Raw genomic sequence first — 12,313 nt, forward strand, 5'->3', positions numbered from 1 at the left:
TCGCCGACACGGCGGACCTCGACTACCCGCTCCGGTCACCACACCGGTACTGAAATTCTAAACTGGACTCTGAACTGATGAAGCCGCACTGCCCGAACTGCCTGAAGGAAATGACCAAAGCGTCAGCGTCGCGTAACCTCTTCAATTGCGAACCCTGCCGCGAGATCATTCAGTACTTCGGCGGCGGCGCGGATCACGGCGAGCCCGGACCTCAATTCTCCTGGCCGATCCGCCGCAAGCGTTCGGTCCAAACCGCCTGCGCGGCGTGATCGTCCCTAGCCCCACACCACGCCGGCGTCTGGTTTCGCCGCAGCCATCCGCGGCGGCCGCACCACGGTGACGGTGCAGGTCGCCTCTGCCGCCACCTTGGCCGAGACGCTGCCGAGCCAGGTGCGCCTGAACGAATTCTGCCGCGCCCCGATGATGAGATGGTCGACCGAGTTCATCTCGGCGAATTCCAGCAGGGCCGTGGCGGGATCGACGGCTTCCAGCACATGAACCGACAGCCGGCTTTCGTCGAGCTTCAAGGGCGTAGCCCAATGCCGGAGCGCGACGAGGCGGTCGATGTGCTTGTTGGAGCCCTGCTCGTCCAGCGTCTTGTCGACGGCAATGCGATTGAGCTTCAGCACGTTGACACAGGTGAGCCGTGCTGACGGCAAGGTTGTCAGGATGCGTTCCGTGGTGACCCGCAGCGCCTCGTTCAGCTCCGGCGCACCCTCCGCCGTGTCGAGCGCGACCGCGACGATCGGGCTCATCGCCATTTGGGTCGCGAGGTCCGATCTCGCACCCGGCTGTTTGACGTCGGGATTGAAACGGCGCCGCCAGGCGACACTGAGCGGATCGCGCTTCGTCCGCTCCGCGCGCGCAGTGAGCTTGACCAGGTCCGGATGGGTCAGATCGAAAGCGAGCTGGGCGGCCGTCGGATAGCGCCAGTCCGGCTCGATCTCGAGGCACCGCAGCACCACCTCCTGGAGCCAGGGCGGATAGTCCGGACGAAGTGCGCGCGGCGGATAGGGATCACGCCACAGCCGGCGCCGGATCGCGCGCAGCGTCTCACCCTCGCCAAACGGACGTTCGCCGGTGGTGAAGAAATACAGCAGCACACCGAGCGAGAACAGATCGCTGCGCGGATCGTCGCGCACGCCCCGAAGCCGCTCCGGCGCCATATAGGGCGCGGTGCCGTAAGGCAGGCGGAACTCCGCCTGCAACAGATCGGGCAGATGGTTGTGATGCGACAGGCCGAAGTCGATCAGCACCGCCTCACCATCGTCCCGGAACATGATGCTGCTCGGCTTGATGTCGTGATGGATCACGTTCTGCCGGTGCAGATCGGCGAGTGCGGTCGCGATCTTCGCGACGAGCAGCCGGACTTCGTCGTACGGCAGCGGCAGGTCGGGCAGCCGCTTGTAGAGTGTCGTCCCCGAAATGCGCTCGATTACGGCGTAGGCCTGATGCGCGAAATCGCCGGTGCCGTAGCAATGCGGCACGTGGGGGCCCGTCAGGCGGGGCAGGATCATCATCTCCATCTCGAAGGAGACGATCGCCGCCGGGTCCTCGCCCTCGGACGCTCGCGGAATCTTCATCAGCAGCGGCGCGTCGATATCGGCACGCGTGACGGTCCAGAGCGTCGCCATGCCGCCGGTATGCACGCATTCGCCGATGGTGTAGCCGTCGATGACGGCGCCGGGTTTGACCAGGGGTATCGGCATCGGCTTCTAGCGCCCCTCCGACAGCCGGTCGGCGAGCCAGTGCGGCAGGCCGTTCGCACGGATCCGGCTCGCCGCGGTCGCGACGTCATAGGGCGCGCGGCAATACGTGACCTGGCATGAGACCGTATCGAACAGCGCGAACGCCGCCGATGGATCACCGTCACGCGGTTGGCCGACCGCGCCGAGCACGGCCAGCCATTGCCGCCCGCGCAGGAGCGGCACGGACACATCGGTCTTCGGCACGAGTCCCGTCATCTTCGCCGTCACCGACATCGAATAGAGCGCAGGACGGTGAATGTGGCCGCAGAAGGTGACGTGGGCGGGGGTCGATATCAAGCTCCTGGCGGCGTCCGCCGTCGAGCGAATGTAGTGCCAGCGCTGGGGATGAGAGGCTTCCGAGTGCACGAACAGGCGGTCACCGTCCTCGACGAGCATCGGCAGCTCGGCGAGAAACCGGCGCTGCACGGCGTCGAGCCGTCCGCGCGTCCATTCCATGGCGATCTGGGCTTCATTGTTCATGGTTTCGGACGAGGAGTTCACCGCCTGGTCGTGATTACCGCGGACGGCGACGGCCCCCTGGGCGACCAGCTCCATCGCGGTATCCACGACCCATTCCGGATCGGCACCATAGCCGACGAAATCGCCGAGCATGACGAAGCGCTCCGCACCCCTGGCGCGGGCCGCCTTCAGGCATGCCTCGAACGCCTGCCGGTTGCCGTGGATATCCGAGAAGACAGCGAGAAGCACGCACCCTCCACCCTCAAACTCCTAATTGACGCCGATAAAGCCAATTTGAGGGAGGCGGGCAAGATGCGCCAGCGCGGGGCGGTTGACCAGCGCCGCGCTGACGTGATGGTGAAGAGCCTATTCCTCGTCCTTGGGCGGCATCCGGGGCGGCGGCAGCGGCGTGAAGACCGCTCCCTGCGCGCCGGCCGGCGGGGCGCTGAACTCCCCGGTCGAGGAATCGCCGCCGCTGGTCTCGAGGATGACCTTGGGCGTCACATATTCCCGCACCATGTCGATCAGGCTGCCCTCGCCGCCGCCGAAATCCGCCGCGCGTCCGCCTTGCGGGTGGCCCGCAGCGATCTCGTTCTCGGCTGCATGGGTCTTGTCGGCCAGGGCGTCGTTGTAGGGGACGCGGAAGGCGCGCGGGATGCCGCTCGGACGATGATCCTCGTCGACTTCCTCGACCCAGAGATAAATCGAGCCGGGATCGCCCTCCAGCGAATGCGGCTCGACGATCCGCGCCTTGAGCAGCTTGAAGTTGGCAGGCAGCCGGTCGGTGCTGGCCCAGCCGAGCAGCCCGCGCATTTCGGTGAAGCTGACGACATAGAAGGCGCTGGTCACCACCACTGCGACAGCCTTGAGCGACCAGTGCAGCCGCGCATAGACCAGCACGACCAGCAGCAGCGCGCCGATCACGGCATAGGCAACAGACAGCGTGAGGATGACCGTCTGCAGATTAATCACGGCGGATCCTCTTTACGTTCGCGCTCACACCGGTGCTCGGGTCGAGGTCGGCCCCATTGCGCCAGGTGCTGCGAAAGGTCTCCATCAGCGATTTCGGCCTTTGGCTGACATCGATGACCTTGCCCTCGGCATCGAGCCGGAACCGCACTGCGGTCTTCTCGTCACCGGTATGGTCGAGCGTGAACTTGTTGTCGAAGACCACCTGCGCGGTCGGGTTGAGTTTCTGCACTTTCACATTGGCCGTGACAGGCTCGCCGGTCGTGGCGACGAAATGCGAGACGTTGACGGTGTATTCACCCGGCACGATACCGCGCAACGTCACGATCTCCTCGCGAATGGGCGAAGCGATCTTCTTACCGGCGACCATGATGAAGTCGTTGGCCCCGCCGCGGTCGTCGCGGTCGAGCGTGAGGAAGCCGGCCTCGCGGTGGCGATACCAGGCGATGTTGCCGGCGGGGTCCTGCACGAACAGGTCGAGATCGTCCGGGTGATTGTCCGGCCAGTCCAGCGTGATCATGAACTCGGCCTTGGAGTCGATCTTGCCCTCCTTGGCATCCGGGGAGACCGCAAGCAGCGCAAGGAAGAACAGGAAGGCGACCACCTGGAGCGCCTTGAACAACATCACGCCCAAGGGATCGAACTGCTCCTCGCGCGGATAGAGACCGAAATCATCCATCATGACGGCGTTCCAGCGCCTTTGCGCTCGAGCACCGGCGTCACATAGGTCTCGGTCAGCACCACGGCATCGGAGAACACCCGCTGGGTCGCGGAATCCAGCATGTAATACTGGATGCGGACCAGGATGGAACCGACGAGGCCGGCCAGCGTCGTATACATCGCAACCGCCATGCCGTCGCTCATCAGCCCCATCGAGGAGCGCATCGCGACCTTGTCGGCGGCATCCAGTCCGGCAATCGGCGCCAGCATGATGATGAAACCGATGATGGTGCCGAGCAGGCCGAGCTTCATCAGCGTGTCGGAGACGAAGGCACCGAACCCGTTGGAGCCGCGGAGCCGGTCGGCGAGCGTTCGCAGCAGCAGCGTCTGATCGACCGGCCGGTAATCCTGCGCGGCGGCCTTGGTCACGAGGCTCTCGATGTGATCCCGCACCAACCCGCGCGGCAGCGTGGTCGCGCTCGCATCGAGCACCCTGCTGCCGTCGGGCGCCGCCAGCACCGCGCGGCAGCGTCGCGCGGCCGCTCCCTCACGCGCGATCGCCCGTGTGCGCAGGAAGCAATGACCGCAGGTCAGGATATAGAGCACCGCGATCACGCTCGAAATATAGGTGCGGTCCGAGGTCAGCATCAGATGGATCAGGCCGAACCGCCACAGCAGCACCACGGCAAAGATCGATAGCCCCGTGAAGATCATCCAGAACAGCAGCGCGCTGCGCTCGGATGGGTCGGTCGCCGTGTTCGCGATCGGTCCAATCGTCATCGAACTCATGCTGCACTGCTCCTGACCTTCGATTCCACCCCGATTAGATCAAAGCCGCCGCATCCGGTCCAAAGACCCATGCCCAATCCGGCTTGGGAAATTTGCCCGAGCTGCAATCTTGCGGTGCCCTGCAATTGGCAAGGCGCGACGGCGTTGTTAGGCTGAGCTTACCAAACTTTGGGGTGATCGCATGCGCCTCGTGCTTCAGCTTGTCGCCCGTCTGCTTCTCATCGTTGCGCTCTGCCTGGGCGCGGCGACCTTATGGGCCACGTTCGATGCCTATCGCAGCGTCGACCGGGCGACTGCGACGTCCGCGCAGCGGGTCGCGCAGGCGCTTCAGGGGCTGTATTGGCACGAGCTCTTGCTGCGCAGCAGCAGAATGCGCGAGCATCTCATGCCGGTTCCGGAGTGGCGAACGCTGGAAACGATGAAGTTGATCTCGCCCGGCGTCTGCGTCGAGTTCCAGCCGGCCACTGCATTCGAAAAGCCGCTGTGCGGCCAGAGCCAGGGGATCGGCAGGATGCCGCCGCGCTGGTTCGCGTCCATCGTTCCGACCTTCCTCGGTAGCCACGCCGAGGTGGTACGGCCGGTCAGCCCCCGGGCGGCAGCCGCCGGAACGGTGGTTGCGACACCGGATCAAGCGGCCGCAATCTCGCTCGCCTGGGAGTACATTCTCAATGTGATCGACGTCGCGCTGCTGATGGCGGCGGCGATCGCCCTGCTCGCCTCGCTCGCGATCGCGCACACGCTGGCACCGGCGCGGGCCATTGTGCTTGCCCTGCAACGCATGGCGCGCGGCCAGTATCGCACCAAGCTGCCGCGCTTCCGCTCCATGGAGCTCGGGATGATCGGCGGGGCCGTCGATGCGCTGGGCAGCCGGCTGGAAGAATCCGTCGAACAACGCGCGGCGCTGACACGGCGCCTGATCGAGATCCGCGACGACGAGCGGCGCGCGCTCGCCCGCGAACTGCACGACGAGTTCGGGCAAAATCTCTCCGCCATCCTCGCTTTCGCCAACACGATCGAGACGGCGAGTACGAAGGACAGGGATCATGGCATCGCGCAGGACGCGCGCATGATCTCGCAGGCCACGCACCATCTGATGGCCTCGCTGCGCGATACGCTGAAGCGCCTGCGCAATCCCCTGCCCGAGGAGCTCGGGCTGGAAGCCAGCCTCGTCAACCTCGTCGACAGCTGGCGCTCGCAGAGCGCGACGCAGCCGACGATCCAGCTCGACCTCAAGGGCGACCTCACTGACATCAGCGGTCCGGCCGCCACGACCGCCTATCGCGTCGCCCAGGAATGCCTGACCAACGCGCTGCGCCACGGTGCGGCCCGCGAGATCTCGTTGCACGTCGAACGCTGCGCAGGCGAGGACGATGCGCTGCTGATCCGCGTCGAGGATGACGGCGGCGGCGATGCGGCGCGCGTGGCGCGCTCGGCCGGTTTCGGCCTCACCGGCATCCGCGAGCGTGTCGCAGCCGCCGGCGGATCATTGTCGATCCTGCCCGCGAGCCGCGGGCTCAGCGTCGCCGCGACGATCCCGCTTGCCGCATGAGGCCGTCATGAGCGAGGTCGCAGCAACAGGCATCTCGGTGCTGCTGGTCGACGACCATCCGATCGTCCGCCAGGGCTACCGGCGCGTGCTGGAGAGCCAGGGCGATCTCCACGTCGTGGCGGAAGCCGACAATGCCGCGGATGCCTACGGCGCCTTCAAGACGCACGACCCCGACGTCGTCGTGATGGACATCTCGATGCCCGGCGCCAGTGGGCTCGAGGCGATCCGCAACATCCGCGCGCGCAATGCGCGGGCACGGATCCTCGTCTTCACCATGCACAACGAGGCCGTGCTGGTGAAAGCCGCCTTCAGTGCCGGCGCCTCCGGCTTCGTCACCAAGAGCAGCGCGCCCACCGCCGTCGTCAACGCCATCCGCAGCGTCGCCCGCGGCGAGCGCGCCATGAGCGACGACATCGCGCATGTCCTGGCCGAGGACAGCCTGTCGACAGGCTCGGCGCTGGATCAGTTGGGCGAGCGCGAGATCGAGATCTTGCGCCAGTTCGCCGGCGGCGCCACCACCGAAGAGATCGCGACGCATCTCAATCTCAGCGTCAAGACGGTCCAGAATTATCACTATCTGATCAAGACCAAGACCGGCACACGCACGGATGCGCAGCTCGTGCGGCTGGCGGCGAGCTGTGGATTGACCAGGATTTAGAGCTTAGCGACGACGTGCTCGCATAAGTTCCCAAGGCCCCTCATCAAAGCTCTGCTGCCCCAACGAAGGTCTCCAGCCTCCCCCAGATTGTGCTAGGCTCGATCGCCGGCACGGCATCGAAGCCACCCTCGTTCCCGTTGTATGTTTCGCACAACAGCAGGAGACGCTTCCATGAACATCAGGGACAGTCTTCTTGCAGCACTGATCGCCTTCAGCGTTTTCGCGAGTGGCCCCACCGAAAGCGCGGCAACCGAGGCGAAAGACCAGATCACCATTCTTTATGACGCCTTCGGCACCAATGACGCGATGACAAAGGACTGGGGCTTCTCCGCCCTCGTCGAAGTCGCGGGAAAACGCATCTTGTTCGACACGGGTAACAACCCCGAAATCTTCGCTGCAAACGTGAAGGCCAAGGGTGTCAACCTCTCGGACCTCGATTTCGTCGTTCTTTCGCACCGCCACTCCGATCACATGGCGGGTTTGTCCTACGTCCTGAGCGTCAATCCGACCGTCAAGATCTACGCGCCCAAGGAAGGATTTGGCATCTACGGCTCTTCGCTGCCGTCCGGCTTCTACCGGAAAGACGAGGCCTTGCCGCCGGAGATGCGGTACTATGGAGGCAAGCCCCCAGCGGTGATAAAATCTGGCTCGGCATGGGCCAATGCAAACTTCGAGCTGATTGATCAAACGACCGAAATTGCTCCTGGTATCACGCTTATTTCGCTGATCTCCGACGTGCCCGGGACGAGAGAACTCAAGGAGCTATCTTTGGCCGTCAACACCGCAGAAGGCGTAGTCCTTCTGGTCGGTTGTTCGCACCCCGGGATCGAGCGCATTGTCGAAGCGGCAACCGCCATCAATCCCAGGATTCATCTCATCGCCGGTGGATTTCGTCTGGTCGTCGCACCTGACGAGGCCATCGCGAAAGTCGTTACCGCTCTGAAGGACAGATTCAAGGTCGACGCCGTCGCACCGGGACATTGCACCGGTGAGCCGACTTTTGCCGCGCTCAAGCAGGCGTTCGGCGACAACGATCTCTATGCCGGTCTCGGCACGTCGATTTCGGTTGGAACGAGTGGGAATACCAGACGCGGGGAGGGTCCGACGCTTGACGACCTTGCGACGTACCGCAGACTGGCCGGGCGCGAGGACCCGTTCGGCATATTGCGGTCGCGCAACTTGCGGTCGGGATCCGCGCTCTAGCACATCGGCGCGGTTCGCATTTTATCCAACGCTTGAGCCGAGCGGAATGGAACCGACACCGTCGCGCGTTTGTTGGCAGCAGAGTGAAGGAGTTGCGCCATGAGTAAGGCTATGCACCGAACGCTCGTCGATCCTCCGCTCCTCACCGTGGGCGACCTCATCGACGAACTCTGCCGCCTGCCGGATACGGCGGTCGTCCACTTCCGCTGCCCCGCGCTCGATCAGGAGCTTACATTCCACCACCTTCGGAGGCAGTCAAAGAACATCGTCGAAATCGCGGTGAATGCATATCCGCAGAGCCCGCCGGTTGTCCCATCCGCCGACGCCGCTTTTCACGCACGAAAACAATCGTCCCCCTCGCCTTCTCTTCGCGAGGACACCCTTCTGCGCAAGGCGAAAGGCTGAAGCGACGGTTGCGCGCTTTGGTGGGAGGGTGTTGGCCTAGGCTGCCTTCAATCCGCGCAGCAACAGCGCGAGCGTCGCGTCGACGCGCGCGGGCAGATCGGCATCTTTCCACTCGTCGGCATGGGCCGGATGGTGGAAGCGGCAGGTCGCATCGAACAGCGCGCGCGCGGTGGTCTTGACGTCGTCCACGGCGAACACGCCCTGCTTGACGCCGTCGGTCAGGATCGCCGCGATCTGATCGATCATCGTGTCCTTGTGACACTTGACCGCCGCGCAGGCCTCGCGCGCCAGCGTGAGATAGGTCTCGAACATCTCGGGGTCGTCGAGCACGCGCGAACGCTTGGCGGCGAACAGCGTGCGCAGCCAGCGGTCGAGCCTGTCGGGCGCAGGGCCCTGCTCCTTGGTGATCGCCAGCAAAGGCGCGTCGATGCGGTCGAGCCAGCGCTTGGCAACGGCCTCGCGCAGCGAAGCCTTGCTCGGGAAATGGCGATAGACGCTGCCGTGGCTCACATCGAGCGCACGGGCAACGTCGACCACGGTGGCCTTGGCAAGTCCGTAGCGCCGCAACACGTCCTCGGTGACTTCGAGGATCCGCTCCGGCGTCAAGACAACGGCTTCGTTCATGCCAGCACCATGTTCCCGTTCAGGGTCCAGTTACCCGGCGATGGATGCTTACCGAAGCGCCCATACCGGTCGGTTCGGAAAGCTCTCGCCTTAATGAGGCAGTTTTGCAGCCTGCGCCGCGATCTGGCGCGCAACCAGTAAATTGAGCCAATGCCCAATCGTCCCGGTGAGATTGATGATTTCGGTCGTCATTGTCGTAGTCTCCATTCGTCCGCGGCCCTCGCCCTTGAATGACGACCCTCGACCCGGTGTTGTTTCGGATCGCGGGCTCCCCCTGGAGGTGGCCACGGGACGCCCAATCGGAGCGTCCGAGAACGGATATACACGTCTCGATGACAGATTTCAATATCTGTCAGTCAATGATCCGTGATTGACAGCCAATATTTGCGGGGCCGCTGCCTGGGTTTGCCGACCACATCCGCTCCGCGGACCATGATACCTCTCGGCACTATCGTCCCCCACCGCTTTGCCGCGCCGTCTGTTTCGCCCTCCCCCTCCGCCACATCACGGCGTAAAAAGCATTCTCGCCGGCGTACTCCGCTTTCGCCCACCGCCCGCCTCCCATGCGGCGTACGCTGCGTCCACCCGTCCTACGAAGAAGAAACGGATCCCCTCCATGCCCATCGTCAACCGCATCGCCGCCCTCTCCGATGAAATGGCCGCCTGGCGCCATGACTTCCACGAGAACCCGGAGCTGCTCTACGAAGTCCATCGCACCGCCGGCATCGTCGCCGACAAGCTTCGCGAGTTCGGCTGCGACGAGGTGGTGACGGGCATCGGCCGCACCGGCGTCGTCGGCGTGATCCGTGGCCGCAAGTCGGCCTCCGGCAAGACCATCGGCCTGCGCGCCGATATGGACGCGCTGCCGATCCTGGAAACCGCCGATGTGCCCTATGCCTCGAAGATCCCGGGCAAAATGCACGCCTGCGGCCATGACGGCCACACTGCGATGCTGCTGGGTGCCGCAAAATACCTCGCCGAGACGCGCAATTTCGACGGCACGGCGGTCATGATCTTCCAGCCCGCCGAAGAAGGCGGCGGCGGCGGCAAGGCCATGGTCGAGGACGGGCTGATGACGCGCTGGAACATCGACCAGGTCTACGGCATGCACAACATGCCGGGCCTCGCTGAGGGTCATTTCGCGACCACGCCGGGTCCGTTGCTCGCCTCCTCCGACAACATCCGTATCACCGTCCACGGCAAGGGCGGCCATGCCGGCGCCACCCCGCACCAGGCGATCGACAGCGTGCTGATCGGCTCGCAGATCGTCAACGCGCTGCAATCGATCGTCGCGCGCAACGTCAATCCGCTGCAGTCGGCGGTGGTCTCGATCACGCAATTCCACGCCGGCACCGCCTTCAACATCATCCCCGAGACCGCCGAACTCAGCGGCACCGTGCGCACGCTCGATCCTGACGTGCGCGATCTCGTCGAGCGCCGCATCGGCGAAGTCGCCGAAAGCGTCGCCCGCGCCTATGGCGGGGCGGCGGAGACGACATACACGCGGATGTATCCGGTGACCTTGAATCATGCGCGCGAAGCCGGCGTCGCCGCCGACGTTGCCCGCGACATCGTCGGTGCCGACCGCGTCAACGACAAGATCATCCCGATGATGGGCGCGGAGGATTTCTCGTTCATGCTGGAAGCACGCCCCGGCGCCATGGTGCTGGTCGGCATGGGCGACAGCCCGGCATGCCATCACCCGGCCTATGTCTTCAACGACAATATCCTCGGCCACGGCGCCTCGTTCTGGGTACGCCTGATCGAAACCGCGATGCCGGTCGGGTAGTCTTGGTCTCGTAGCTGCGTAGGGTGGGTTAGCCGAAGGCGTAACCCACCTCTTCTGCTTCCGCGGTGAGAGACAGCGGTGGGTTACGCTTCGCTAACCCACCCTACGACTGCGTACCTCTCATCCCTGATATTGCAGCACGTGCATGCCGGCGTTCCAGTCGCTGACGAACATCATCCCGTCGGGCCGGACATAGGCGTCGCACGTCTTCGCCGCGAGCGCGACGTTCGGACGGGGGTCGATGAGCTTCTTCGGCGTCGGCGGCACCCAGTAGGCGAGCTCCTTCGGCGCAAAGGCGTCCCTGACGTCGAACACCCGCACGCCGGCATTGTTATAGGTCGCGAAAATCGTCTCCTCGCTCTGGAACGCGCCGGGACGGTTCTCGTGTAGATTATGCGGACCGAAGGTGCCGTTGGTGCAGAAATCGCGGTCGCGCGGCGTCGGCAGGGTTGCGATCGGCACCGGGTTTTCCGGCGCGCGCACGTCGAGCACGAAGGTGTGGAACAGGCCCTTGGCGCACTGGTCCGCGTTCGCTTCATCCGCGACGATTGCGAGCTGACGCTTCGGCAGCGGCAGCGGCGTATGCGTGCCGCCGGCGAAGGGCGGCGACCAGTTGATGTGCGACAGCAGCTTTGGATTGGTGGGATCGCTGATGTCGTGGATGGTGAAGCCGCCGTCGCGCCAGGCCGCATAGCCGCGATCGCCCGCCGTGATCATGTGATGGAGCGCAAAGCGCTTACCCTTCGGCGTCGCCGGCTCGCCGGCCGCACGGTTCATCCCCGGCAGCCACCATTTCGCGACGATCTCCGGCTTGGTGATGGTCTTGAGGTCGACCACGCAGAGGATGTGGTCGGTGAAGCCGTCGAAATGCGCCGACACATAGGCGTAGCGCCCGCCGGGCCACCACAGCCGGTTGATGCCGAAGCCGGGCATTTCCAGGAATGCGATCTCGCGCATCTCGCCGGGTTTGGAGATGTCGTGGATGGAGAGGCCAGAGCGGAATTTCTTCGCCTTGGTGATGCTGTCGACCAGCGTGTTCTCGAAATAGCCGCGCATGTTGTCGTAGGACTGCATCGCGACGATGTTGGCGCCGTTCGCAAGCAGCAGCATATCTTCAGCCACCTGCAGATGGTGGGTGCGGGTGTACTGTCCCGCGGTGAAGAAATTGACCGGCTTCAGCGCACGCGGATCGGAGGCGTCCAGGATCGTCACGCCGTCGCTGAACATGTGCCCGACATAGATGTGCTGCCGGTTGAACATCACCTGCACGCTGTCGGGCCGCCCGCCGATGTCGCTGTAGGAGATGTGCTGGATGCCCTTGCCGATGCCTTCAGGGGGAACGTCCGGGTCTGCGGCCCGTGCCGGCCCCGACCAGCCAGACAGCGCGGCAGATCCGAGCACGGCTGACAATTGCCGAAGATGGCTGCGGCGAGTGACTTCAGGCATCACGTTTCCCCCAT

The 12,313-nt window shown here is 64.5% G+C and carries 12 protein-coding genes; 5 read left to right on the forward strand and 7 right to left on the reverse strand.

Annotated elements, in window-relative coordinates:
- Positions 1–275: 275 nt before the first annotated feature.
- The 5 genes from NLM32_RS30590 to NLM32_RS30610 all read right to left on the reverse strand — a co-directional run bounded on the left by NLM32_RS30590 (position 276) and on the right by NLM32_RS30610 (position 4,625).
- Positions 276–1,709 carry a bifunctional serine/threonine-protein kinase/universal stress protein gene (locus NLM32_RS30590; protein ID WP_254132467.1) on the reverse strand — a complete coding sequence of 478 codons (1,434 nt, stop codon included), beginning with the start codon at positions 1,707–1,709 and terminating at the stop codon, positions 276–278.
- 6 nt (positions 1,710–1,715) lie between these two features.
- Positions 1,716–2,456: a metallophosphoesterase gene (locus NLM32_RS30595; RefSeq protein ID WP_254132468.1), complete on the reverse strand. Its 741-nt coding sequence runs from the start codon at positions 2,454–2,456 to the stop codon at positions 1,716–1,718.
- A 117-nt stretch (positions 2,457–2,573) separates the two neighbouring features.
- A complete protein-coding gene (locus NLM32_RS30600) occupies positions 2,574–3,179 on the reverse strand; it encodes a hypothetical protein (RefSeq protein ID WP_254132469.1) in 606 nt (201 codons plus the stop codon).
- The gene (locus NLM32_RS30605) at positions 3,172–3,858 is read right to left on the reverse strand and encodes a hypothetical protein (protein ID WP_254132470.1); all 687 of its coding nucleotides are present in this window, start codon (positions 3,856–3,858) and stop codon (positions 3,172–3,174) included. The genes NLM32_RS30600 and NLM32_RS30605 overlap by 8 nt, the downstream gene beginning before the upstream one ends.
- Positions 3,855–4,625 carry a MotA/TolQ/ExbB proton channel family protein gene (locus NLM32_RS30610; protein WP_254132471.1) on the reverse strand — a complete coding sequence of 257 codons (771 nt, stop codon included), beginning with the start codon at positions 4,623–4,625 and terminating at the stop codon, positions 3,855–3,857. The genes NLM32_RS30605 and NLM32_RS30610 overlap by 4 nt, the downstream gene beginning before the upstream one ends.
- Positions 4,626–4,806: 181 nt before the next feature.
- Here NLM32_RS30610 and NLM32_RS30615 point away from each other — a divergent pair, with 181 nt between their 5' ends.
- From NLM32_RS30615 to NLM32_RS30630, 4 genes are all read left to right on the forward strand, one after another.
- The gene (locus NLM32_RS30615) at positions 4,807–6,174 is read left to right on the forward strand and encodes a sensor histidine kinase (RefSeq protein ID WP_254132472.1); all 1,368 of its coding nucleotides are present in this window, start codon (positions 4,807–4,809) and stop codon (positions 6,172–6,174) included.
- Between the two features lie 7 nt (positions 6,175–6,181).
- A complete protein-coding gene (locus NLM32_RS30620; RefSeq protein WP_254132473.1) occupies positions 6,182–6,832 on the forward strand; it encodes a response regulator transcription factor in 651 nt (216 codons plus the stop codon).
- Between the two features lie 171 nt (positions 6,833–7,003).
- The gene (locus NLM32_RS30625) at positions 7,004–8,035 is read left to right on the forward strand and encodes an MBL fold metallo-hydrolase (RefSeq protein WP_254132474.1); all 1,032 of its coding nucleotides are present in this window, start codon (positions 7,004–7,006) and stop codon (positions 8,033–8,035) included.
- A gap of 99 nt (positions 8,036–8,134) precedes the next feature.
- A complete protein-coding gene (locus NLM32_RS30630; RefSeq protein ID WP_254132475.1) occupies positions 8,135–8,440 on the forward strand; it encodes a hypothetical protein in 306 nt (101 codons plus the stop codon).
- A gap of 36 nt (positions 8,441–8,476) precedes the next feature.
- Here the strand turns inward: NLM32_RS30630 and NLM32_RS30635 are convergent, their stop codons facing one another.
- Positions 8,477–9,064 carry a TetR family transcriptional regulator gene (locus NLM32_RS30635; protein ID WP_254132476.1) on the reverse strand — a complete coding sequence of 196 codons (588 nt, stop codon included), beginning with the start codon at positions 9,062–9,064 and terminating at the stop codon, positions 8,477–8,479.
- 616 nt (positions 9,065–9,680) lie between these two features.
- On the opposite strand from NLM32_RS30635, the gene NLM32_RS30640 reads away from it, so the two are divergent.
- Positions 9,681–10,853 carry a M20 aminoacylase family protein gene (locus NLM32_RS30640; protein WP_254132477.1) on the forward strand — a complete coding sequence of 391 codons (1,173 nt, stop codon included), beginning with the start codon at positions 9,681–9,683 and terminating at the stop codon, positions 10,851–10,853.
- A 120-nt stretch (positions 10,854–10,973) separates the two neighbouring features.
- Here NLM32_RS30640 and NLM32_RS30645 read toward each other — a convergent pair whose 3' ends face one another.
- Entirely contained in the window at positions 10,974–12,299 is a 1,326-nt protein-coding gene (locus NLM32_RS30645; protein ID WP_254132478.1) for an LVIVD repeat-containing protein, read from the reverse strand.
- Between the last annotated feature and the right edge of the window lie 14 nt (positions 12,300–12,313).

The organism is Bradyrhizobium sp. CCGUVB14 (genome assembly GCF_024199935.1).
In the GTDB taxonomy this organism is placed as follows: Bacteria; Pseudomonadota; Alphaproteobacteria; order Rhizobiales; family Xanthobacteraceae; genus Bradyrhizobium.